The organism is Xanthomonas sp. AC360 (assembly GCF_979258225.1).
In genome coordinates this window covers 3,111,179-3,135,472 of the sequence record NZ_OZ409846.1, presented here as the reverse complement: position 1 = coordinate 3,135,472, position 24,294 = coordinate 3,111,179, and the positions used below count along the sequence as shown (strand labels likewise).

The following is a 24,294-nucleotide window of genomic DNA, read 5'->3' as shown; positions in this document are numbered from 1 at the left end:
GATCACACGGTTGATGCATGCATCGCTGGGGCGGCATCCGGGCCATGCCATTGCATCGTCTGCACGCGCACTGCAAAACGCTCGTTTCCCGGCATGCGGCCGCCGTGGCTGCCGGTGACGACGAAGCCGCAGCGTTGGTAGAAGGCCAGTGCTGCGTCATTTCCTTCCAGCAATTCCAACGACAGGCCGTTCGGACGATCCCGCGGGACCGCTGCAACAAGCGCTGCGCCAACGCCGCGCCGTCGCGCGCCCGGCGCCACGTACAGCCAGGCGAGTTCCTGCGCATCGTAGGCAACGAAACCCATCACGCGTCCATTGAGCTCGGCCACGCGCAGCGTGTAGTCAAACAGTGACTCACGCTCGGCGGCGATCGGCAGGGGCAGGAATGCTTCGGGCAAGCCGGCCGCTCGCAGCTCTTGCTGCCGCGCCGCATCGTGCACGGCACACAGCTGGAGCCAGTCCTCGCCCTGGTAGGGCCGCACGTTCACTCGATGCCGAACCGCTTCTTGAAGCCGTTATCGGAGAATCCCTGGCTCAACGCGCCATCGTCGGTCACGACCACGGGCCGTCGGATCAGCTGCGGATACTCGCGCAGCAGCAGCTTCCATTCGGCCTGCGAGCCAGGCGTTTTTTTGTTGTCGGGCAGCTGCCGCCAGGTGGTCGAGGACTTGTTGATCAAGGCATCGAAGCCGCCCGCCTGTTCGGCCCAGGCGACCAGCGTCTCCGGCTCCGGCTTGTGCTCGCGGTAATCGACGAACGTATGGGCCAAGCCGAAGCGGTCCAGCCACTTGGTCGCCTTCTTGCAGGTGTCGCAATTCTTCAATCCGTAGAGCGTGGTCATGGTGTGCCCTTCTCGACTGCGCGGCGCGCGCTTGCGCGTGCCGACAGTGTGTTTGCCAATTGATGGTGTTCAAGGCCACGTGCCGGGAGAAACACCACATCGGCGCGTTGTCCATGGAATTTCAGTGCCATCCGCAGCGGCGGAATCAGCCCTGCGACATCGACGCAGCGCAGCTCGGCAAGATCCACGCGCTGCGACCGTCCTTGTTGGACGATCTCCAGCGCATTGCCCGCATCGCAGACCTGCGCCCATCGGGTAGACGCCCACGTCAGACGCAAGCTCAGGACCACCATGAGGGCAGGCGCCAGCCAACGCAGAATGTCCAGCTGCTGCGGAACGCCATCGCGCATCAGCGAGCCGGCAACGTAGACAGCCCCCCATCCCAACCATAGGGCCGGGATGCCCCAACGGATCCAGCCACTGGGCGAACGTGACAGCATGGCGCCTAACACAGGCTGTGTCGTACTCAATCGGCCAGACCGCGCAGCAGCTCGTTAACGCTGGTCTTGCTGCGTGTCCTGGCATCCACTTGCTTGACGATCACTGCGCAATACAGCGAATGCGAGCCGTCCTTGGACGGCAGCTGACCAGACACCACCACGCTGTACGGCGGCACATAGCCGTAGGAAATCTCGCCGGTAGCGCGGTTGTAAATACGCGTGCTCTGCGAAATGAACACGCCCATGCCGATCACGCTGTGATGGCCGATGACCACGCCTTCGACCACTTCCGACCGCGCGCCGATGAAGCAATGGTCTTCGATGATGGTCGGGCTGGCCTGCAGCGGTTCGAGCACGCCACCGATGCCGGCACCGCCGGACAGATGGCAGTGCTTGCCGATCTGCGCGCACGAGCCCACCGTTGCCCAAGTGTCGACCATGGTGCCTTCGCCGACATAGGCGCCGATATTGGTGAAGCTCGGCATCAGCACCACGTCCTTGCCGAAATAGGTGCCGCGACGCGCGACCGCACCGGGCACCACGCGCACGCCGGCCTTGCGGAAGTCGGCTTCATGGAAGCCGGCAAAGCGCGATTCCACCTTGTCCCAGAACGGCGCCGGCTGGGCGTCGATTACCGCCATCTCGTTGACGCGGAAATACAGCAGCACAGCTTTCTTCAACCACTCGTTGACGGTCCAGCCGCCCTGCCCGTCCGGCTCGGCCACGCGGAATTCGCCGCTCTCCAGGCCATCGATCACGCGGGTGACGATCGCACGGGTGGAGCCGTCGATCTCATCCATGGTCAAGGTGGCACGGCGCTCGAAGGCGCTTTCGATGCCGAACTTCAGTTCATCGCTGCCCACATGGGTTGCCGCGCTCTGCACGGCAATCGGCAGTTTCTTCGCAGCGGCCGCTTTCTTTGCAGCTGGCGCCGACACCACGCCGGTCGCCTGCTTGGCCACGCGCGCTGCGCCGGCCGTCTTCTTTGCAGCGATTTTCTTTACGGCAGCCTTGTTTACAGCGGTGCTCTTGACCGGCGCGGTCTTGATCGCCGCCGTCTTGACGGCGCCCTTCTTGCCGACGCTCGCGACCGGCTTGGTCGTGTCTGCTGCGGGCGTCTTGCCGGCCTTGGCGGTGGAGGTGGCTGCGCGCTTGGGTGCGGCGCTGGCGGTGGTCGCGCCGGGCTTACGCGCGGTTTTTTTGATGGTGGCCATGGGGGTCTCCAGACGTACTAGGCGGGGTCGAGACAGGCGCACAACGCATCGCGCAGGGCCTGCCGGGCGGATTCGGACAACGGGCGATCGTGCTCGTCGGTGATCTGGAACTGATCTTCCGCACGCTCGCCAAAGGTGGCGATGCGCGCGTCGTGCACGCGCAGGTGTTGCATGCGCAGGACATACGCCACATCGGCGAGCAGGCCGGGGCGATCGGGGGCGACCAGACTGATGCGGGTGCGGCGGCCGCCGGCGCTTTCGCTGAATTCCACGCGCGGCGCAAAACGGAAATGCCGCAACTGGCGCGGCACGGCACGCCGCGATGGCCGTACTTTTTGCAGGTCGCCGGCCAGCACCTGGCGTAGCGCGGCGGCAAGACGCTGCGGATCGCCATCGGCATAGCCTTCCTGCGGCAGCACTTCGAACACGTCGAAGATCGCATCGTGCGGCGCGTCCAGCACGCGCGCGCGATGGATGCCGTAGCCCTTGCGATCCAGCGTGGCCACGATCGCCGAAAACAGGCCATCACGGTCTGGCGAATACACGAACAGTTCCAACGCATCGTTGTCCGGCACCGCACGACGCGCTTTGACCAGGGTCTGGCCGATCTGCACTTCGATCAGCGAGACGGCCTGCCAGGCAAGCTGCTCGGGACGGAAGCGCAGGAAGTTTTCGTCCGGCATGCCGGCGAACTGGCGGTCGATGGTGGCATCGTCATGGCCTTGCGCCTGCATCAGCGCGCGTGCGGAGTCGCGCGCTTCGCGCAAGCGTTCCTCGCGCGGCGGCGGATGTTCCAGGCCTTCGCGCAGCGCGCGACGCGCGGCGAAATACAGATCCGCCAGCAACCGGTCCTTCCATGCATTCCACAGCTTGGGGCTGGTGCCGGCGATGTCGGCGCAGGTCAACAGATACAGATAATCCAGACGCTCGCGGGTGCCGACCAGGGTGGCGAAGCGATGGATCACCTCCGGGTCGGAGATGTCCTGCTTTTGCGCGGTCACCGACATGCGCAGGTGCTGCTCCACCAGCCAGGTCACCAGTTCGGTATCGCCTTCGCTGAGCCGATGCGCAAGACAGAACGCGCGCGCATCGACTGCGCCCAGTTCGGAGTGATCTCCACCGCGGCCTTTGGCGATGTCGTGAAACAACCCGGCCAGCAGCAGCAATTCCGGCTTGCGCAGACGTGGCCAGACTTCGTGGGTGATCGAAAAACGCTCGTCGGCGCGGCCTGCGGCGAACAGCGCGATGTTCCGCAGCACCATCAAGGTGTGCTGGTCCACCGTGTAGACGTGAAACAGGTCGAACTGCATGCGACCGGACACACTGGCAAACGCCGGAATCCACTGCCCCAGCACACCCAGCCGCGCCATGCGATTGAGCGTTTCCACCGCACGCGGGCCGCGCAGCAGCGCCATGAAACGGTCGCGCGTGGCGGCATCGGCCACGTCGTAGGCCGGCAGTTGCTGCAGCACTTCGGCCAGCGCGCGTGCGGTCAACGAATGCAACCCGCGCACATCGCGATGCGCGGCCCACTGCGCAAACAGCGCGAATACCCGCAGCACATCGCCATCCGGCCAGCTGTCGGCATCGGCGGCCAGGTAACCACGACGCAGGCTGAAGCCGTCGTCCAACGGCTCCGGTACCGCCTCGCCATCGAACTGTTCTTCGAAGCGCTGCAGCAGCCGGTCGCTGATCCGGCGGATCAACGCAGCGCTGCGGTAAAAGCGCTGCATCATTTTTTCGACGCCCAGGCTTTCCGGGTCGTCGGCAAAGCCCAGCCGCTGCGCCAGGGTCTTTTGGTAATCGAAACGCAGGCGTTCTTCCGGCCGGTTGGCCACGATGTGCAGCCCGAAGCGCAGCCGCGCCAATTCTTCGCGCTCGCGCCGCAACGCTGCGGCCTCGTCGAAGCCGACATGGCCCAGCCCGACCAACGCTTCCAGATCCTTGACCCCGAACGCGCGCAACGCCATCCAGCCCAGGGTCTGCAAATCGCGCAGGCCACCCGGGCCGTCCTTGATGTCGGGTTCGAGATTGTCGGCGGTATCACCAAACCGCTGATGCCGCGCCAGCAATTCTTCGCGCTTGGCCTGGAAGAAATCGCGCGGCGGCCACACCCATTGCGGCGCGATCGCCGCAGCCAGTGCCGCGCGCGCGTCGCCATCGGCCGCTAACGGCCGCGACTCGATCAACGCGGTGAGCACGGTCTGATCGATCGCAGCGGCAGTGCATTGCGCAGGCGAGCGCACTGCGTGACTGATCGGCAGGCCCACATCCCACAACAATGCGAACAACCGTGCCAGCGCCTGCTCGTGGCGCTGCTGCACGGCGGTGTCGCCCAACACCAGCACGTCCACGTCCGAACGCGGAAACAGCTCGCCGCGGCCATACCCACCGACCGCATGCAGCGACAGGCCGCTATCGGCTGGAATACAGCGGGTCCAGGCGTTGCGCATCAATTGGTCGACCGCGCGTGCGCGTAGCGCAACCAACCGTTCGATCGGTTCGCCCTGATCGAAGCGTTTGCACAGCCGCATGTCCGCGTGCACCAGCAGCGGACGGGCCTGCGCGGCCCATTCCGCATCGCCGGCGACGCCCGGGTCGGGTCGATCCGCCGGCGTGGCCGTCATACCGGCGCGGGCGAATTGGCAGACAGCGTCAGCACATCCACGCCGTCTTCGGTCACTGCGACCATGTGCTCCCACTGCGCGGACAACTTGCGGTCCTTGGTGACCACGGTCCAGCCATCGGGCAGTGTCTTATGGTGATAGGTGCCTTCGTTGATCATCGGCTCGATGGTGAAGGTCATGCCCGGCTTGAGCACCAGGCCTTCGCCCGGCCGGCCGTAATGCATCACCTGCGGTTCGTCGTGATAGACCTTGCCGATGCCATGGCCGCAGTAGTCGCGCACCACGCTGAAACGTTCGGCCTCGGCAAACTTCTGGATCGCATGGCCCACATCGCCCAGCGTGGCGCCCGGCTTGACCGCGCGGATGCCGCGCCACATCGCTTCATAGGTGGTGTCCACGAGGCGTTTGGCCATCACCGACGGCGTGCCCACGTAATACATGCGGCTGGTGTCGCCGTGCCAGCCGTCCTTGATTACGGTGACATCGATATTGACGATATCGCCTTCCTTCAACACCTTGGCCGCGCTCGGAATGCCGTGACAGATCACGTTATTGACCGAGGTGCACACGCTCTTGGGAAAGCCGCGATAGCCGACGTTTGCAGGAATGGTGCCCTGCACGTTGACGATGTGGTCGTGGCAGATGCGGTCGAGCTCGGCAGTGGTCACGCCCGGCTTGACGTGCGGGCCAACGATGTCGAGCACCTCGGCGGCCAGTCGGCCGGCGATGCGCATCAGTTCGATTTCTTCTTTGGTTTTTAGATTGACGCTCATGACTCCGATTATCGCCGATCCGGGCTGAATCTGAACGACCCGCGACAGCGTTTTTTGCAGGACACAGTGTCGGCAGCACAAGCGGACCGGGCAACAACAAACCGTCGCGAGCGCCTATTCATGTGTGACGCAGTTCCTCTCGCGTCAAGAATCCCGTAAGCGGAGTCATCAATAGGACATCGCAAATTTCGCAAAAGATGCAAGCGAAACAGCTAGATACAAGATGAATTCGCAGTTATGTTTGGCACAGTTGATGCATTGCATGGAGGGCGACACCTTGTCGCGTCATCAAAGACCTGACCGGTCAAGGAAATGTCCATGCGCACTGTCCGCCCTGTCCTGCTCTCCATCGGCCTGCTCTCGACCATCGGCATGGCGACTGCAGCAGATACAACCACCTTCAACGTCAAGATCGCCGTCACCAAGGCCTGCACCATCACTGCCGCCTCCGCCACGGACGTCGACTTCGGTTCGGTGCTCTCCACCTCGACCGCCAACGCCGATGCCAACGGCAGCGTGACCGCCCAATGCACCGCATTGACCCCCTACAACATCGCGCTGAGCGCCGGCAGCAACGCGGGCACCTCCAACGATGTGACCACCCGCCGCATGAAGAACGCCGACCCACTGGTCACCACCAACAACTTCATCGCCTATCAGCTCTATCAGGACCTGGGCCGCAGCACGGTGTGGGGCAGCACCACCGGCACCAACACCCTGAGCCGCACCGCCACCGGCATCAACCAGGTCTACCCGGTCTACGGTCGTGTGACCAATCCGTCGGTCAACAACGCCGCGACCGGTAGCTACCAGGACACGATCACCGCGACCATCGTCTATTGAGCTCACGCATGCCATCGCAACAGCTGCCGTCGCGCCTCCGTGCGTGGCTGGTCCCGGTTGGACTCGCCCTGAGCCTGTCGCTGAGCTGCGCCTGGCTGTTGCCGTCTGCGCAGGCGGCCAGCCTGCAGCTGGCACCGACTTCGCTGACCCTGAGCGCAGAACAGACCGCCGACGGCCTATGGCTGAGCAACAGTGGCGGCGCGCCGGTGCAGGTGCAGACCCGCGCCTATCGCTGGACCCAGCGCGATGGGCAGGACCAGCTCGATCCGACCCAGGAAATCCTGATCAGCCCACCGATGCGCACCCTGGCTGCAGGCGAACGCCAACTGATTCGCGTGATCCGCGCCGGGCCTGCGCCCAGTCGCCAGGAGCTCTGCTACCGCATCATCGTGGACGAACTGCCCAGCGCCGATGCCGACCGCAAGGGCATGCAGTTCGTGCTGCGCTACTCGGTGCCGATCTTCGTCCTGCCACCCGGCAAGGCCGAGCCCACGCCCACCCTGAGCGCGCAGGTGATCGCCGGCACCGATGGCAATGCGCAGATCCAGATCAGCAACAGCGGCTCCGGGCATGCGCAGGTCGCCGATCTGCAGCACCGGGTCGATGGCGCAACCAAGACCACCTTGAACGGCTTGGTCGGCTACGTGTTACCGGGCCAGACCATGCGCTGGTCGCTGGGCGCACCGCCGGCGCAGTTCGGCCGCGGCTCCATCGTCGCAAGGATCAATGGTGAGGCTGACGAACGCACCTTGTTGGCAGCGCCCACGGCGCCGTGATGCGGCCCGGCTGGCGATGACCCTGCTTGCGACCGCCACCGGGTTTGCGAACGCCATGGCCGGCGATCTCGCCGATGTCGCATCGTTGCCCGACCAGATTGCGCAAAGCGCCGCCACACAACCGCAGTCGCTGTATCTGGACGTCACCTTGAATCAGGCCGATCGCGGCCTGGCGCCGTTCGAACTGGTCGACGGTCATTTGCGTGGCTCGGTGGAAACGCTGCGCAAACTCGGCTTCATCCTGGCCGATCGCCTGCCCGGCGAATTGGTCGATCTGGATCGGCTACCCGATGTGGAAGTGCGCTACGACGCCGCGTTGCAGCGGCTCGCGTTGCAGGTACCGCTGGCGCAGCTGTCGCTGTCCACCACCGTACTCAAGGCCGAAGAAGCCGCCCCGCCCAGCGCCACCGCATCGCCGGGCATGCTGCTCAATTACGATTTCTATGCCACGCGCAATGCCGGTTCCAGCAGCATGTCGCTGGCCACCGAACTGCGCGGCTTCGGCCTGGGCCGAGGCATGGTCGATACCACCGCCATTTTTCTGGCCTACGACCGCCCGCAGGACCAACGCTGGCGCAGCGAGGCGGTGCGCCTGGACAGCGCCTGGCAGATGGATTTCCCCGACAGCGCCACCAGCCTGCGGGTGGGCGATTTCTATAGCGGGTTCGTCGATTGGAGCCGTTCGCTGCGGTTGGGCGGCGTGCAGATCGGCCGCAATTACGCGCTGCAGCCCTATCGCGTGCTGACCCCTACGCCCAGCTTTCTGGGCGAAGCGACGGTGCCCTCCACGGTGGAGCTGTATGTCGATGGCCTGCGTCAATACAGCGGCCAGGTACCGGCCGGGCCGTTTCAACTGGCCGCGCAACCGGGCATCAGCGGCACCGGGCAGGCGCAGATCGTGGTGACCGATGCCTTCGGCCGGGTGCGTCGACTGGACTTCGCGTTTTACGGCACGCCGCAACTGCTGGCGCGCGGCATTTCCGAGTGGTCGGCAGGCATCGGCCATCTGCGCAGCGACTATGGCGTGCGTTCGTTTTCCTATGCCTCGCAGCCGGTCGCAAGCGCCAGCTTGCGCAAGGGCCTGCGCGACGATTTCACCATCGAGGCGCACACCGAAGCCGGCGGCGGTGTAGTCAATGCCGGCGCTGGCGGGGTGTGGTTGCTCGGCGCTGGCGGCGTGTTCAATGCGGCCTACGCACACAGCAGCATGCATGCGCTGCGTGGCGGCCAGTCTGTGCTGGGCTATGCCTGGAATAACCGGCGTTTCAACGTGAATCTAGGCACCCAGCGCACCCACGGCGATTACCGCGACCTCGGCGCGTTGCAGGGCAGCCTGCCGGCGCGTGTCAGCGACCGCGCCGCATTCGGCGTCAATGCCGACCCGATCGGCTCGCTGGGCACCAGCTATGTGCGCCTGAGCTACCCGCAAGGCGACACCTCGCGTTATGCCAGCGTGTTCTGGTCGCGCAGCTTCGGGCGCAATTGGGCCGCCAATCTATCGGGCAATCAGAACCTGGATATCCGCAGCGACCGCAGCCTGTATCTGTCGCTGTCCACCACCTTCGGCGAGTTACGCCAGGCCAGCGCGTCGATGCAGCGCAACGGCAATCGCACCGGGTTTGTGGCCGATGTCAGCCAGCCGCTACCCGGCGACGGCGATCTGGGCGGCATCGGCTGGCGCGTCCAGGCACGCGCGGGCGACGATGCCAGCGGCGGGCTGGCCGAGCTGGGCTGGTTGAACCGCGTCGGCCGCTACAACTTCGGCGCCGCCACCCAGGACGGCGACCAGTTCGGCTATGCCAGCGCCAGCGGCAGCCTGGTGTGGATGGACGGCCGCAGCTTTGCGGCGCGCGACGTCCAGGACGCGTTTGCGGTGGTGTCCACCGACGGCCAGGCCGGCATTCCGGTACGGCTGGAGAACCGCTTGATCGGGGTCACCGATGCACGCGGCACCTTGTTGGTGACCCCGCTGCAATCATGGCAACGCAATCAGCTATCGATCGACACGCTGAGCCTGCCGGCGGACCTGCGCGTGGATCGGGTCGACACCACGGTGACGCCGCGCCAGCAATCCGGTGTGGCGGTGCGCTTCGGCATTACCCGGGTGCGGGCTGCGGTGATTGTCTTGCACGACGCAAACGGCGCGCCGGTGCCGGTGGGCAGCGTGGCGCAACGCGAAGGCGATGCCGAACGCGTGGTGGTCGGCTACGACGGCGAAACCTATCTGGACAATCTGCAAAACGACAACCGCATCCTGGTGGAATTGCCGGAGGGCCGCTGCATCGCGCAGTTCGCGTATCCGGCCGACGCTGGCCGCATTCCGCGGGTCGGCCCGTTGCGCTGTATCGCGGAACCGACGCCATGAGCGTGCAGGCGCTCTGGCGGGTCTTGCTTGCACTGAGCCTTGCACTGCTGTGGCTGACGCCCAGCCAGTCGGCGCATGCCGATACCACCTGCACGGTGACGTTGGGGACGCCCTTGGCCTTCGGCAACGTGGCCGCCAATGGCGCCACCGATGCGGTCGCGAGCTTCAACGTGTCCTGCGCCACCACCGCGCTCAGCGTGCTGGGCCAGGCGCGGGTGACGCTGTGCCTGGACCTGGGGCCCGGCAGTGCCAGCGCAGGCGTGTACACGCCGCGCCGCATGCTCAACGCCACCAGCGATGCGTTGAGTTATCAGATCTACAGCGACGCGGCACGCACGCAGGTCTGGGGCGCCACCGGATCGAGCACGCCGTCCCCGCTGGTGTTGAGTTTCGCCTATTCGGTACCGATCCTGGTCGGCGGCTCGCAGACCACCACGGTCACCTTCTACGGACGCATTCCCGGCAGCCAGACGCTGTCGGTGGGCAATCACACCAGCAGCTTCGGCGGCGCCGATACGGTGATGCGCTACGCCTACAACGAAAGCATCATCGGCGGCATCCAGTCGCCGGCCAACTGCAATACGGGCGGCAGCGGCGCCAAGACCGCCAGCAACGCGTTCCCGTTCACTGCCTCGGCCGATGTGCCGGCGCGCTGCAATACCTATGTCACCACCGATCTGGATTTCGGCAGCATCGCCGGCAGCATCGACACCCAGATCGACCGCAGTTCGACCATCAGCCTGGCCTGCACCAACCGCACCGCCTGGAACATCGGCCTGGACGTCGGCGTCAACGCTAGCGGCGGCACCCGACGGATGCGCCACGCCAGCAGCGCCAACTTCATCACCTACGAGCTCTACAAGGACTCGGGGCGCAGCAACCGCTGGGGCACCACGGTCGGGGTCGATACCCTGGCCGGCACCGGCAACGGGGTCGCGCAGACGGTGACGGTCTATGGCCGCGCGCCGGCGCCGCAGCTACCCATCGCCGGGGCCTATACCGACACGGTGACTGTCTCGATCACTTACTGACCGTTAATTAAGTTCGCTTCGGGGGCGTCGCTATTTGTAACGACTCCAATGCAAACGATTGCCTTCATGACGCCGGTCACCTTCCTGAAGTGCTTCACGCTGGTCGCCCTCGCTTGCAGCGCCGCTGCCGCAACTGCGTCCACTAACCGCGGCCCGGACAACTCCAGCCTGCACATCGGCCTGCGCCTGCTCAGCGGTTGCGAGCTGCGTACGACCCCGCCGCGCGCCAGCTGCTCGCGTGGCACGCCGGTCGCGGTTGCGCAGCCGTCGCGCAACGTCAACACCCCCTCGACCACCAGCACTGGCCAGGACGCCAGCGCACTTGCAGGGCCTGCGCCCAGCGGTGCGACGCGCATCACCACCATCGCGTTCTGAGCATGGCCGCCGCCCGCCCGCGCTGCAGTTGGCTGATCCTGGGCCTGCTATGCATGGCCGCTAGCGGCAGCGCTGTCGCTGCCGAAATCGCCATCGCCCCGACCACCGCACACATCCCGGCCAATAGCGACCAGGCGGCGGTCTGGCTATACAACCAGGCGGCGCAACCGTGGCGCGCCGATGCCAAGCTTTACCGCTGGAGCCAGGACGGCGGGCGCGAAGTACTGGAACCGGCCGTCGGCGCCACCGTCAGCCCCAGCCAGTTCGAAATCCCGGCGCAAGGCCGCCAGCTGTTACGGGTCATCCGCCTCGGCCCTAGCCCGGCCCGGACCGAAGACAGCTATCGGTTGGTGGTGACCCAACATGCCGTGGGCGATGAAGCCGAGCTGTTGCGGTATTCCACTCCGGTGTTTGCGATGCCCAGCGAGCCGGGCGAGTTGCACCCGCAGCTGCAGGCGACGCTGTCCGGCCAGGGCAGCGGCCGCAGCTTGCGCATCCACAATGCCGGCGTGCACCACGCCCGTCTGGCCGACCTGGCCTTTATCGATGCCGGCGGTACCCGGCACAGCATCGGCAACGATCTGGCCGGCTATGTGCTGCCCGGCCAGACCCGGCAATGGGCGCTGCCGGCAACCCTGTCCGCCGATCTGGGACGCTTCGTGGCCCGCGTCAACAGCGATACCGAAACCACGCTCGCACTGCAGCCCTGAGTTCCCTCGCCCGCCAGTCCGGGCGATGCCGGCAGTGCACATTGCATACGACCGGCCCGGCCGGCTATACTCCGCCGGCTGTTTTGCGTCTTTGCCGCATTGCGCCGTCCACGTCGGACGTCATCGACGAATCCACACCTGCTGCCGCCATCCGTGCCGGGGTGCCCTCACAAGGGTTCGTCGCGGAGGCAACAGGGAAGCCCAACCCCGGAATCTTGTGCGTTTGATGCGAGTGTTCTCGCAGCGCCCGCACTCCCTGCGCTGACTTCAAACAACAGCTGCGCACGGCGATTCCGCTACCAGGAGTTTTTTCAATGCCTCAGGTCACCATGCGTCAGATGCTGGAAGCCGGCGTCCATTTCGGCCACCAGACCCGCTACTGGAACCCCAAGATGGCGCCGTACATCTTCGGCGCGCGCGGCAAGATCCACATCATCAACCTCGAGAAGACCGTCCCGCTCTTCAACGACGCGATGAACTTCCTCTCCTCGATCGCGCAGAAGCGCGGCACCGTGCTGTTCCTGGGCACCAAGCGCAGCGCACGCGAGTCGATCAAGGAAGAAGCCGAGCGTTGCAACATGCCGTTCATGACCCAGCGGTGGTTGGGCGGCACGCTGACCAACTTCCGCACCGTCAAGCAGTCGGTTGCCCGCCTGAAGGAACTGGAAGCCGCTGAAACCGATGGCACCTTCGAAAAGCTGGTCAAGCACGAAGTGCTGGGCCTGCGTCGCGAGCGCGAAAAGCTGGATGCATCGCTGGGTGGCATCAAGGAAATGAACCGTCTGCCCGACGCGATCTTCGTGATCGACATCGGCCATGAAGACATCGCCATCAAGGAAGCCAAGAAGCTCGGCATCCCGGTGATCGCCGTGGTCGACACCAACTACGATCCGGCCCTGGTCGACTACGCCATCCCGGGTAACGACGACGCCATCCGCGCCGTGCAGCTGTACGCACGTGCCGCTGCCGATGCCGTGCTGGAAGGCAAGGCTGCTGCGCCGAACTCGGCGTCGGTGCGCGAAGAAGAGTTCTCGGCTGACGCCGGCGACGAAGGCAAGGGCCGTCGCGCCCCGGCCAAGAAGTCCGCCGAGAAGAAGGCCGACGCACCGGCCGCTGCTGCGGCACCGGCAGCAGCTGAAGCACCTGCAGCACCGGCTGCCGAGTAATCGGCATGCAATGCGGCCGCTCCATGCTGGGCGGCCGCAGCCCCGACGGGTCCATCGCGACCCGTCGCTGAGGCCACCAAAGATTTTTACGGGGGCGGCCCGCACGCTGCACCGTCTCCTCACTGGCGGAACACTTCCGCCGTACGCATTCGTCCATACGAGGTAATTCCATGGAAATCACTGCTTCCCTGGTCAAGGAACTGCGCGAGCGCACCGGCGCCGGCATGATGGAGTGCAAGAAAGCACTCGTCGAAAACGCTGGCGACATCGATGCCGCTGCCGAGTGGCTGCGCAAGTCGGGTCTGGCCAAGGCCGACAAGAAGGCCGACCGCGTTGCTGCCGAAGGCCGCATCGCCACTGCACAGGCCGGCGGCAAGGCCGTGCTGGTCGAAGTCAATTCCGAGACCGACTTCGTCGCCAAGGATGAGAACTTCCTGGCCTTCACCGAGGTCGTGGCCAACGCCGCACTGAACTCCGACGTCGCCGATGCCGAAGCGCTGAAGAGCGTCAAGCTGGACAGTGGCGAGACCATCGAAGAGCGTCGCGCTGCGGTCATCGCCAAGGTTGGCGAGAACCTGCAGGTGCGTCGCCTGGCCCGTATCGACAGCGCCAACAACGTCGCGGCCTACGTGCACGGCGGCCGTATCGGCGTGCTGGTCGAGCTGAAGGGTGGCGACATCGAGCTGGCACGCGGCATTGCCATGCACATCGCCGCAATGAACCCGCCGCACGTCAAGGCATCCGACGTCCCGGCCGAGTTTGTCGCCAAGGAAAAGGAAATCGAACTGGCCAAGATGTCCGAAAAGGACAAGTCCAAGCCGGCCGAGATCCTGGAAAAGATCATCAGCGGCAAGATCAGCAAGATCGTCAACGAAGTTACGCTGTACGGCCAGCCGTATGTGCTGAACACCGATCAGACCGTCGAGCAGGCCGTCAAGGCCGCTGGTGCCGACGTGATCGGCTTCCAGCGCCTGGCCGTTGGCGAAGGCATCGAGAAGGTGGTGGAAGACTACGCCGCCGAAGTGATGAAGCAGGCCGGTCTGGCCTGATCTTCGCCACAGCGTGAAAAAAAGCCGCGGCCATGCCGCGGCTTTTTTTTGCCTGCCAATCCGCGCTACATCGAAGCGCGCGAAACTGAAGCACACACATCCGTGGTGCCCGCAACCGGCCTCGACGCTATAGATGTCATCGGCCGTGCCGCTAAGCCTAGATGCCAACCAGACTCTCAGCACCCCTCACGCATGCGTTCCAGCGCAGCGACTGCGAGCCGTGGCGTGCTCAAACTCACCGAACGCAGCTGTATGCTTGCGTTCACTGTTGGCGATGACTCATGCAACCAGATCTCCAGGCCGCCCTGCACTACTGCCGTAACCTGCCATCGCCACCCGGCGTCGCGCTGCGCATCATCGAGCTGGCGCAGGACCCGGATGTGGACATGACCACCACCGCGAAAGTCATCGGCATGGACATCGCCCTGAGCGCACGCATGCTGCGCGTAGCCAACTCACCGCTGTACGCCAGCCGCCGCCGTGTCGACAACCTCGGCCAGGCGCTGACCATGCTCGGCCTCAACGCGACCCTGAGCCTGGCGCTGGGGTTTTCGATGGTGCACGGCGTGCGCAGTACCTTCATCGCGCACCCGTTGCATGAGCGCATCTGGCGTCGTGCCGGGCTATGCGCGCTGGCCAGTCGCATCCTGGGTCAGGCCTATGGCATACGCAAACCCGAAGAATTGATGCTGGCCGGCCTGCTGCAGGACATCGGCAAGCTGGCACTGCTGCAAGGCGCGCCCGAGCTGTATGCGCCGCTGCTGGAACAGGCGCCCGACAATGCATCGCTGCTGGATGCCGAACGCGAACACCTGGGTGCCACCCACGCCGAAATCGGCGCCTGGCTTGCGCACCAGTGGCAGTTACCGCACTACCTGCAGAACGCGATCGCGAAAAGCGAGGAAGAACCGTCAGGCCTGGAGCCCTTCATGGCCTGCGTCGCGCTGTCCGGACGTCTGGCCGACATCTGGCTCTCCGCCAGCGCGGCTACCGCCACCGAGCATGCGCAGCGCCAGGCACAGGACGTGCTGGAACTGGATGCCGAACGCTTCGAAAAAGTGATCGAACGCATCGCCGAATCCTTGCCCGAGCTCGAAGCCTTATTCGACATCCGCGTACCGCAACCCGAGCACATCCAGCTGATCTTCGAGCAGGCGCGCGAGCTGGCCCTGCTGCGCAGCCTGCGCGAATTGCAGGATGTGGCCGAAGCGCGCCGCCATGCCGACGAATCGGAAAACCGCATGCGTCATCTGGCCGAGCAGGCCAGCCGCGATGCGCTGACCGGCGTGTTCAATCGGCATCAGCTCGGCACCGCGCTGGCGCATGAGTTCGAACTGGCATCGCGGCAGGCCTGGCCGCTGTCGATCGCCTTCATCGATCTGGACGATTTCAAGCGCGTCAACGATGCGCACGGCCATCTGGTCGGCGACGAGGTGTTGCGCAACTTTGCGCAGACGCTGCAACGCATGGTGCGCACCAGCGACCTGGTGGCACGCTATGGCGGCGAAGAATTTCTGGTGATCCTGCCCAACACGCCTGCCGATGCGGCGTTGATGGTGATCGAGCGCATCCTTGCCGAAACCGCGCGCACGCCGATGGCGCAACTGCAGGGCGGCCCACTGCACATCACCTTCTCTGCGGGCCTGGCCACGCATGGCGGCATCGAGCGCCAGTTCGAAAGTATCGAACACCTGTTGCAGGCCGCAGACAGCACGCTGTACCGCTCCAAGCATCGCGGCCGCAACCGCGTCACCGCCTACGATGCGACCGATGTTCCGACGCCACCGAACCCGCGGGCGCACTGAGCGGCACGTCACCTCGATGACGACAAAGGAATTTTTACCACGCCCGGTGGCACGCTTCCGCTAGAATTGCCGGCGTTTGTCGTCCCCCACCCCCGAGGTCTCCCCCATGTCCGAACTTTCCTATCGCCGCATTCTTCTCAAACTTTCCGGGGAGGCGCTGATGGGGGACGGGGATTACGGTATCGATCCCAAGGTAATCAACCGCCTCGCCCATGAAGTGATCGAAGCGCAGCAGGCCGGCGCACAGGTCGCGCTGGTGATCGGCGGCGGCAACATCTTCCGCGGCGCCGGCCTGGCCGCCAGCGGCATGGACCGCGTCACCGGCGACCACATGGGCATGCTCGCCACCGTGATCAACGCGCTGGCCATGCAGGACGCGCTGGAAAAGTTCGGCGCCAAGGTGCGCGTGATGAGCGCGATCAAGATCAACGACGTCTGCGAAGATTTCATCCGTCGCCGTGCCATGCGTCACCTGGAAAAGGGCCGTATCGCGATTTTCGCCGCCGGCACCGGCAACCCGTTCTTCACCACCGATTCGGGCGCGGCGCTGCGTGCGATCGAAATCGGTGCCGACCTGCTGCTCAAGGCAACCAAGGTCGATGGCGTGTACGACAAGGACCCGAAGAAGCACACCGATGCGGTGCGCTACGACAGCCTGACCTACGACGAAGTCATCATGCAGGGCCTGGAAGTGATGGACACCGCCGCCTTCGCGCTGGCACGCGACAGCGATCTGCCGCTGCGCATCTTCGGCATGAGCGAGCCCGGCGTGCTGCTGCGCATCCTGCGCGGCGAGCAGATCGGCACCTTGGTGCAGGGCCGTAGCTGAGTTTTTCGGATTAGAGAATCGGGATTTGTGATTCCTCACAGCGTGGATCGGGCGCTCCGCTCGTGCCCGATCCACCGCAGCGCCTGGCGTGAACGCGCCAGGCAGGTGAACCGGCTGCGCCGGCTCATGTAGGCCGGCGAGTCGTGAAACCCCAGTCCCGGCTATAATCCCCGGATTCAGCTCCACACGGATTCCGGCGATGCTCAACCAGATCAAACAAGACGCGCAGGCGCGCATGACCAAGAGCATCGATGCTCTGCGCCATTCACTGACCACCGTGCGTACCGGCCGCGCTTCGCCGGCGCTGCTGGACGGCATCAAGGTCAAGGCCTACGGCACCGACACTCCCCTCAATCAGGTTGCCAGCATCAGCGTGTCCGAAGGCCGCTCGCTGGTGATCAGCCTGTTCGACAAGGGCATGATCAAGGATGTGGAAAAAGCCCTGTATGCCTCGGATCTGGGCCTGACCCCGACTGTGGTAGGCACCGTGATCCGTCTCAACCTGCCGCCGCTGACCGAGGAGCGCCGCAAGGAGCTCAGCAAGTCCGTGCATGGCGAAGGCGAAGACAGCAAGGTCGCCATCCGCAACATCCGTCGCGATGCCAATCAGCAGGTCAAGGATCTGCTGAAAGACAAGAAGGTCACCGAAGACGAAGCCCGTGCCGCCGAAGACGACATCCAGAAGTTGACCGACAAGGCCATCAAGGATGTGGATGAGGTCGTCAAGGGCAAGGAACAGGAATTGATGACGGTCTGATCGTGGCATCGCCTGCCATGCATCCAGTCCCTTCTACCGACGCAGTCCCGCGCCACATTGCCATCATCATGGATGGCAACGGGCGTTGGGCGCAGCGTCGGCGACGTCCGCGCATGATCGGCCATCGCGCCGGTGCGCGGGCGGTCAACCGCACCATCGATTTCTGCCTGGAAAAGGGAGTGTCGGCGCTGACCCTGTTTGCGTTCTCCAGCGAAAACTGGGGCCGCCCGCAAGAGGAAGTCGATTCGCTGATGAAGCTGTTCCTGCATGCGCTTGACCGCGAGGTCGAAGAACTGCAACGGCGTGGCGTGCAGGTGCGTTTCATCGGCGAGCGCAATCGCTTCGCTGCACCGTTGCGCGACCGCATGGCCGCTGCCGAACGCAGCACCGCGGGCAATGCGCGACTGGTGCTCAGCATCGCGGCCAGTTATGGCGGCCGCCAGGACATCGCGCTGGCGGCACGTGCGCTGGCCGAAGAGGTGGCAGCCGGCCGCTTGCAACCGCATCAGATCGACGAGGCCCTGCTGTCCAGCCGCGTCGCACTGTCCGACCTGCCGGCGCCGGATCTGTTCATCCGTACCGGTGGCGATACCCGCATCAGCAATTTCCTGCTCTGGCAGCTGGCCTACACCGAGCTCTGGTTCACCGAAACCCTGTGGCCGGAGTTCGATGCCGGCGTGCTGCAGCAGGCGCTGGACGACTATGCCGGGCGCGAACGCCGCTTTGGCCTGACCAGTGCCCAGATCGCCGACAAGGCGACGGAGATCTCCTCCGCATGACCAAGACCCGCGTGATTGCTGCGCTGATCATGGCGCCGCTCGCCATCTGCGCGATCGTGCTACTGCCCACCCAATGGCTGGCGGCGCTGGCGGCGGTCCTGTTTCTGACCGGCCTGTGGGAGTGGCTCAAGCTCTCCGGCATCGACGACAGCCTGCCGCGCACTGTGCTGCTGATGCTCAATCTGCTGCTGATGGTGCTGATGGTGTGGGCGTCGGCCGGCTCGATGGTGCTGTTCCAGATCGCCGCCCTGGTGGGTGTGGCCTGGTGGGGGCTGGCGCTGCTGTGGCTGCGCTTTTTCACCTTCGGCGCCGATCATGGCAACGGCCAGGCGCGCGCGCTCAAGCTGGCGGCCGGCACCCTGGCGGTGCTTCCCGCCTGGGCCGCGCTGGTGTTGCTGCACGCCAACCCGGACAAGGGCAACCTGTGGCTGCTGACCGCCCTGACCATGGTCTGGGCGGCCGACTCGGGTGCGTATTTCGCCGGACGTGCGTTCGGCAAGCACAAGCTGGCACCGCGCATCAGTCCGAACAAGACCATCGAAGGCCTGCTCGGCGGGATGGTTGCCGGCATCGCGGTGGCCTGCGCCTTCGGCTGGCTGGCCGGGCTGACCCTGGCGCATGTGCCGCAGTTGGTCCTGGTCGCGGCGGTGGCGGTGCTGGCGTCGGTGCTCGGCGATCTGTTCGAGAGCCTGCTCAAGCGCCACGCCGGCGCCAAGGACTCGGGCACGGTGATTCCCGGCCACGGCGGCGTACTGGATCGCATCGATGGCGTGCTCGCCGCCCTGCCGGTGTTCGCACTCGGCAAGGAAATTCTCGGATTCTAAGCATGGCTGGCTCTTCTCCCCGCCAGGTCGCCATCTTCGGCGCGACCGGCTCGATCGGTACGTCGGCACTGGACGTGATCGCCCGCCATCCCGAGCGGCTGCGCGCCAGCGTGCTGTCTGCGGGCCGCCAGGTCGACGCCTTGCTGGCGCTGTGCGCCACGCATCGGCCTGCGCATGCGGTGATTGCCGACGAGGCGCTGTACCCGGCCCTGCGTGACGGCTTGCGTGCCGCAGGCCTCGCCACCCAGGCGCACGCCGGCACCGCGGCGCTGGATGCGCTGGCCGGCAGCGATGCTTGCGACACCGTGGTGGCTGCCATCGTGGGCGCCGCCGGCCTGCCGTCGACCCTGGCCGCCGCCCGCGCCGGCAAGCGCCTGCTGCTGGCCAACAAGGAATCGCTGGTGCTGGCCGGCGAGCTGCTGACCCGCACCGCTGCTGCGGCGGGCGCGGAAATCATTCCGATCGATAGCGAACACAGCGCCATTTTCCAATGCCTGCGCTCGTGCGACGCCAGCCGCGGCGTGCGTCGGGTGGTCCTGACCGCGTCCGGTGGCCCGTTCCGTGGCTGGGATCGCACCGCGCTGGCGGCAGTGACGCCCGCGCAGGCGGTTGCGCACCCGAAGTGGTCGATGGGCCCGAAGATTTCGGTGGACTCGGCCACCCTGATGAACAAGGGCCTGGAAGTCATCGAGGCGCATCATCTGTTTGGCCTGCCCGGCGAGCAGATCGATGTGCTGGTGCACCCGCAAAGCCTGGTGCATTCGCTGGTGGAATTCGTCGACGGCTCCACCCTGGCCCAGCTTGGTCTGCCGGACATGCGCACCACGCTGGCGGTCGGTCTGGCGTGGCCGGAGCGGGTGGAATCGGGCGTGGCGGGACTGGATCTGCTGCAACAGGGCCGACTGGATTTCGAGGCGCCCGACACCGATGCATTCCCTTGCCTGCACCTGGCCTGGGAGGCTTTGCGCGCCGGCGGAACCGCGCCGGCGATCCTGAACGCGGCCAACGAAGTGGCCGTTTCAGCGTTTCTTCAGGGCCAAATAGGTTTCCTAGCGATCCCTGCGTTGGTCGAACACACGCTGACAACGCTCCCACGGCACAATGCCGACTCCCTCGACACCCTGCTTTTTGCCGATGCGCAAGCCCGGCAAATCACTGAACGCGCCCTCGCCAACTACGCCCATCATGCTTGATCGATCCACGCAGCCGAGTTGCATCCATGGGTGATTTCATCGGTTCGGTCTGGTGGATGATCGTCAGCCTGGGTCTATTGGTGACGTTCCACGAATTCGGACACTTCTGGGTCGCGCGCCGCTGCGGCGTCAAGGTGCTGCGGTTTTCGGTGGGCTTTGGCAAGCCGCTGTGGATGCGCCGCGACCGCCACGGCACCGAGTTCGTGGTGGCCGCGATCCCGCTGGGTGGCTACGTCAAGATGCTCGACGAGCGCGAAGGCGACGTGCACCCGGCCGAACTGGACCAGGCGTTCAATCGCAAGACGGTGTGGCAGCGTATTGCGATTGTTGCTGCCGGCCCCATCGCAAATCTGCTGCTGTGCATGGCGATGCTGTGGGCGATGTTCGTGGTCGGCAAGCAGGATTATTCGGCCACTGTGGGCCGCGCCGATGGTCTGGCCGCCGAAGCGGGGCTGACACCGGGCGAGCGCATCGTGCGCATCGACGGACGCAGCGTGAGCAGCTGGAGCGATGCCAGCATGCAGCTCACCACTGCGGCCATGGATCGGCGCGATATCCAGCTGCGCACCGCCGTCGAGGGTGGCGGCAACAGTGAGCACACCTTGCGTCTTTCGCAGTTGCCGGTCGGTTTCGACGAGCGCCGGGTGGCATCGCTGGCCGGCATCGGCTGGCAGTTCATGTTGCAGCCGCCGGTGATTGCCGAAGTGGTGCCAGGTTCGGTGGCCGACGGCCTGCTCAAGCCGGGCGATCGCATCGTGGCCATCGATGGCCAGCCGATCCGCTCGGCCCAGGACATCATTTCGCAGGTGCAGGCGCTGGGTGCGAACGGCGGGCCAGGCATGATCGAAGTGGCGCGCGGCGAAGACCGCCTGGCGCTGGAAATCGCACCGCGCAAATCGCCGCAAGGCCAGTGGATGATCGGGGTCCGCCCCGCCGCCGCGCCGGCGCCGGAATACGATAGTCGCCAGCAGTACGGCATCTTCGCTGCGGTGCCGGCAGCTATCCGCGAAACCGGCAAGATGACCGCCGATTCGCTGGGCATGATGAAGCGCATGCTGACCGGCCAGGCCTCGGTCAAGAACATTTCCGGCCCGGTCACGATTGCCCGCGCCGCCAACGCCTCGGCCGAACGCGGGCTCGACTGGTTCCTGTATTTTCTGGGCTTGCTGTCGCTCAGCCTGGCGATCATCAACCTGATGCCCATCCCGATCTTGGACGGTGGGCATCTGCTGTATTACCTTATTGAGTTGGTCAAGGGCAGCCCGATCAGCGAACGGGCCATGATTGCCGGGCAATATGTCGGCCTGGCGGTCCTGGCCGGGTTGATGGGACTGGCGTTCTACAACGACATCCTCGGCCTGGTTCCACGATGAAATTGCTCCACTCTTTCCGCCTGTTGTCGTCGTCATACGTCGGCATCCAGCAACACCCGAAATCGACTCCAACCGGATGTGACATGACGCGTCTTCCCACTCGCCGCCTGCTTGCCCTCGCTCTTGCCGCCGGCCTCAGCCTGCCAGCCGTTGCCCTGGCCGCAGAGCCGTTCGTTGCCAGCGACATCCGCGTCGACGGCCTGCAGCGCATCGCTTCCGGCACCGTGTTCACCTATCTGCCGGTGAACCGCGGCGACACCGTGGACGACACCAAGGTGGCCGACTCGATCCGGGCGCTGTACCGCACCGGCTTCTTCGAAGACGTGCAGCTGGACCGCCAGGGCAACATCCTGGTGATCACGGTCAAGGAACGCCCGGCGATCAACAAGCTCACCGTGACCGGCAACAAGGACATCAAGTCCGAAGAGCTGCTCAAGGGCCTGGGCGATATCGGCCTGACCGAAGGCGGCACCTTCGATCGCCTGAGCCTGGACCGCGTGACCCAGGAACTGACCCGTCAGTACAACAACCGCGGCAAGTACAACGTCGAGATCACTCCGACCGTCAGCCCGCTGGACCGTAATCGCGTCGATGTGGCCATCGCGATCAAGGAGGGCAAGGCGGCCAAGATCCGTCACGTCAACCTGATCGGTACCGAAAAGTTCGCCAACGAAGACATCCTGGAAAACTGGGAATCCAAGGAGCACAACTGGGCCTCGTGGTATCGCCGCGACGACCAGTACTCCAAGGAAAAGATGTCCGGCGACCTGGAGAAGCTCAACTCCTGGTACCTGGACCGTGGCTATGTCGACTTCAGCATCGACTCCACCCAGGTGGCCATCAGCCCCGACAAGCGCGACATGTTCGTCAGCGCCGGCGTCACCGAGGGCGAGCAGTACAAGATTTCCGACATCAAGGTCACCGGCGACACGGTGCTGCCGCAGGCCGATATCGAGCGGCTAGTGATTCCCAAGGCCGGCGACATCTTCTCGCGCGCGCTGCTGGAATACACCTCCGATGCGATCACCAACACGCTGAGCAACGTCGGTTACGCGTTCGCCAAGGTCAACCCGCTTCCGACGCCGAACCGCGAGGACCGCACCGTTGCGGTGAACCTGCAGGTGGTGCCGGGCCCACGCGTGACCGTGCGCCGAATCCTGTACAAGGGCAACAGCCGCACCTCCGACGAAGTGTTGCGCCGCGAAATGCGCCAGTTCGAGAACACCTGGTACTCGCAGGCCGCGATCGACCGTTCCAAGATCCGTCTGCAGCGCCTGGGCTACTTCGAGTCGGTGAACGTGGAGACCCCGGCGGTGCCTGGCAGCAACGACCAGGTGGACGTGATCTACGACGTCAAGGAAACCACTTCCGGCAGCTTCGTGTTCGGCCTGGGTTACTCGCAAAGCTTCGGCGTGACCACCTCGGTGCAGTTGTCGCAGAACAACTTCCTGGGCGGCGGTAACCGGGTGGCGGTGGAAGCCTCGCGCAGCACCTTCCAGCAGCGTTACGCGTTCTCCTATACCAACCCGTTCTTCACCGACGATGGCGTGTCGCTGGGCTACAACCTGTCGTGGCGCTCGCTGGATTACTCGGACTTCAACACCGCGCAGTTCAACAGCAAGAACGGCTCGGCGCAGGTGGTGTTCGGCGTGCCGATCACCGAGAACGATACCGTCTCGGCAATGATCGGCATCGACAGCAACCAGATCACCACGTTCCCGGGCACCACGCCGCAGGCGATCGTCGATTACATCGATGCGATCGGCACGCGCACCTTCCATGCCTGGCGCAGCGAGCTGGGCTGGGCGCGCGACACCCGCAACGACTTCTTCATGCCGACCCGCGGCATGTACCAGCGCGTCGGTCTGGAAACCACCCTGCCCGGCTCCACGGTCGAGTACTACAAGCTCAACTACCAGATCTCCAACTATTGGCCGATCATCCCGGCGCTGGTGTTGAACACGCGCTTCGAGCTGGGTTACGGCGATAGCTATGGCAACGACAGCACACGCGTAGTGGCCGGTCCCAATGGCACTTCGCGCACCATCACTGCGACCGGCCTGCCGTTCTACGAGAACTTCTACGCCGGCGGTACCAACTCGGTGCGCGGCTTCGAAGACAACACCCTGGGTCCGCGCTCGGAGCCGATCAACGGCTTCAACCGCGGCCAGCCGCTGGGTGGGTCGTTCAAGACCGTCGGCTCGGTGGAAATGTACTTCCCGAAGCTGTTCGACAGCCCGTCGGCGCGCATCTCGGCGTTCTTCGACTTCGGTAACGTGTACGACGGCGTGGACAACTTCAAGGCCAACGAGTTGCGCGCCTCCACCGGTGTAGCGCTGTTGTGGCGCGCCCCGGTCGGCCCCATCTCGATCAGCTACGCGTTCCCGCTGAAGAAGGAAGACAACGACGAGATCGAGCGCCTGCAGTTCACCTTCGGCGGCCAGTTCTAAGACGCACGCAAAACAATGGCGGCCCGACTGATCGGGCCGCCATTGTTTGTCTGTCATGCCTGAGGTGTTACAGG

At 65.0% G+C, this 24,294-nt stretch carries 22 protein-coding genes; 16 read left to right on the top strand and 6 right to left on the bottom strand.

Annotated features, from left to right (window positions below; all coding sequences use genetic code 11):
- Positions 1–2: 2 nt before the first annotated feature.
- The 6 genes from ACZZ0O_RS13565 to map are packed head-to-tail and all read right to left on the bottom strand — an operon-like array spanning position 3 to position 5,895.
- Positions 3–488: a GNAT family N-acetyltransferase gene (locus ACZZ0O_RS13565; RefSeq protein ID WP_463591011.1), complete on the bottom strand. Its 486-nt coding sequence runs from the start codon at positions 486–488 to the stop codon at positions 3–5.
- The gene (locus ACZZ0O_RS13560; RefSeq protein WP_115553389.1) at positions 485–841 is read right to left on the bottom strand and encodes an arsenate reductase; all 357 of its coding nucleotides are present in this window, start codon (positions 839–841) and stop codon (positions 485–487) included. The genes ACZZ0O_RS13565 and ACZZ0O_RS13560 overlap by 4 nt, the downstream gene beginning before the upstream one ends.
- A complete protein-coding gene (locus tag ACZZ0O_RS13555; protein ID WP_115553388.1) occupies positions 838–1,311 on the bottom strand; it encodes a hypothetical protein in 474 nt (157 codons plus the stop codon). The genes ACZZ0O_RS13560 and ACZZ0O_RS13555 overlap by 4 nt, the downstream gene beginning before the upstream one ends.
- Positions 1,308–2,495 (bottom strand): 2,3,4,5-tetrahydropyridine-2,6-dicarboxylate N-succinyltransferase, encoded by a 1,188-nt coding sequence (dapD, locus tag ACZZ0O_RS13550; RefSeq protein ID WP_463591010.1) that lies wholly within the window; start codon positions 2,493–2,495, stop codon positions 1,308–1,310. The genes ACZZ0O_RS13555 and dapD overlap by 4 nt, the downstream gene beginning before the upstream one ends.
- Positions 2,496–2,512: 17 nt before the next feature.
- Entirely contained in the window at positions 2,513–5,122 is a 2,610-nt protein-coding gene (locus ACZZ0O_RS13545; RefSeq protein ID WP_463591009.1) for a [protein-PII] uridylyltransferase, read from the bottom strand.
- Positions 5,119–5,895, bottom strand: coding sequence for a type I methionyl aminopeptidase (gene map / locus ACZZ0O_RS13540; protein ID WP_055845099.1), 777 nt, complete (start codon positions 5,893–5,895; stop codon positions 5,119–5,121). The genes ACZZ0O_RS13545 and map overlap by 4 nt, the downstream gene beginning before the upstream one ends.
- Positions 5,896–6,213: 318 nt before the next feature.
- Here map and ACZZ0O_RS13535 point away from each other — a divergent pair, with 318 nt between their 5' ends.
- The 16 genes from ACZZ0O_RS13535 (at position 6,214) to bamA (ending at position 24,220) form a co-directional block, all read left to right on the top strand.
- Entirely contained in the window at positions 6,214–6,738 is a 525-nt protein-coding gene (locus ACZZ0O_RS13535) for a Csu type fimbrial protein (RefSeq protein WP_161556490.1), read from the top strand.
- Between the two features lie 8 nt (positions 6,739–6,746).
- Complete coding sequence (locus ACZZ0O_RS13530; RefSeq protein WP_463591008.1) at positions 6,747–7,514, top strand: fimbrial biogenesis chaperone; 768 nt, start codon at positions 6,747–6,749, stop codon at positions 7,512–7,514.
- Positions 7,515–7,530: 16 nt separating this feature from the next.
- Positions 7,531–9,879: a fimbria/pilus outer membrane usher protein gene (locus ACZZ0O_RS13525; protein ID WP_463591007.1), complete on the top strand. Its 2,349-nt coding sequence runs from the start codon at positions 7,531–7,533 to the stop codon at positions 9,877–9,879.
- Positions 9,876–10,910: a Csu type fimbrial protein gene (locus ACZZ0O_RS13520; protein WP_463591006.1), complete on the top strand. Its 1,035-nt coding sequence runs from the start codon at positions 9,876–9,878 to the stop codon at positions 10,908–10,910. Before ACZZ0O_RS13525 ends, ACZZ0O_RS13520 begins: the two co-directional genes overlap by 4 nt.
- A gap of 48 nt (positions 10,911–10,958) precedes the next feature.
- Positions 10,959–11,285: a hypothetical protein gene (locus ACZZ0O_RS13515; protein WP_055845111.1), complete on the top strand. Its 327-nt coding sequence runs from the start codon at positions 10,959–10,961 to the stop codon at positions 11,283–11,285.
- A 2-nt stretch (positions 11,286–11,287) separates the two neighbouring features.
- Positions 11,288–11,995, top strand: a complete 708-nt coding sequence (locus ACZZ0O_RS13510) for a fimbrial biogenesis chaperone (RefSeq protein ID WP_463591005.1) — start codon at positions 11,288–11,290, stop codon at positions 11,993–11,995.
- Positions 11,996–12,309: 314 nt separating this feature from the next.
- Positions 12,310–13,161, top strand: a complete 852-nt coding sequence (gene rpsB / locus ACZZ0O_RS13505) for a 30S ribosomal protein S2 (RefSeq protein ID WP_115512133.1) — start codon at positions 12,310–12,312, stop codon at positions 13,159–13,161.
- 170 nt (positions 13,162–13,331) lie between these two features.
- Positions 13,332–14,210, top strand: a complete 879-nt coding sequence (gene tsf, locus ACZZ0O_RS13500) for a translation elongation factor Ts (RefSeq protein WP_115553380.1) — start codon at positions 13,332–13,334, stop codon at positions 14,208–14,210.
- A gap of 281 nt (positions 14,211–14,491) precedes the next feature.
- On the top strand, positions 14,492–16,015 hold the full coding sequence (locus tag ACZZ0O_RS13495) for a sensor domain-containing diguanylate cyclase (RefSeq protein WP_055845123.1): 1,524 nt from the start codon (positions 14,492–14,494) through the stop codon (positions 16,013–16,015).
- A 106-nt stretch (positions 16,016–16,121) separates the two neighbouring features.
- Entirely contained in the window at positions 16,122–16,844 is a 723-nt protein-coding gene (pyrH, locus tag ACZZ0O_RS13490) for a UMP kinase (RefSeq protein WP_463591004.1), read from the top strand.
- Positions 16,845–17,043: 199 nt separating this feature from the next.
- Positions 17,044–17,601: a ribosome recycling factor gene (gene frr / locus ACZZ0O_RS13485; protein WP_055845126.1), complete on the top strand. Its 558-nt coding sequence runs from the start codon at positions 17,044–17,046 to the stop codon at positions 17,599–17,601.
- Positions 17,602–17,618: 17 nt separating this feature from the next.
- A complete protein-coding gene (gene uppS / locus ACZZ0O_RS13480) occupies positions 17,619–18,380 on the top strand; it encodes a polyprenyl diphosphate synthase (protein ID WP_055845128.1) in 762 nt (253 codons plus the stop codon).
- The gene (locus tag ACZZ0O_RS13475; RefSeq protein ID WP_311240306.1) at positions 18,377–19,204 is read left to right on the top strand and encodes a phosphatidate cytidylyltransferase; all 828 of its coding nucleotides are present in this window, start codon (positions 18,377–18,379) and stop codon (positions 19,202–19,204) included. The genes uppS and ACZZ0O_RS13475 overlap by 4 nt, the downstream gene beginning before the upstream one ends.
- Before the next feature lie 2 nt (positions 19,205–19,206).
- Positions 19,207–20,397 (top strand): 1-deoxy-D-xylulose-5-phosphate reductoisomerase, encoded by a 1,191-nt coding sequence (locus ACZZ0O_RS13470; protein WP_323517277.1) that lies wholly within the window; start codon positions 19,207–19,209, stop codon positions 20,395–20,397.
- A 26-nt stretch (positions 20,398–20,423) separates the two neighbouring features.
- A complete protein-coding gene (gene rseP, locus ACZZ0O_RS13465) occupies positions 20,424–21,770 on the top strand; it encodes an RIP metalloprotease RseP (RefSeq protein WP_463591003.1) in 1,347 nt (448 codons plus the stop codon).
- Between the two features lie 83 nt (positions 21,771–21,853).
- Entirely contained in the window at positions 21,854–24,220 is a 2,367-nt protein-coding gene (bamA, locus tag ACZZ0O_RS13460) for an outer membrane protein assembly factor BamA (RefSeq protein ID WP_055845140.1), read from the top strand.
- Positions 24,221–24,294: the final 74 nt, after the last annotated feature.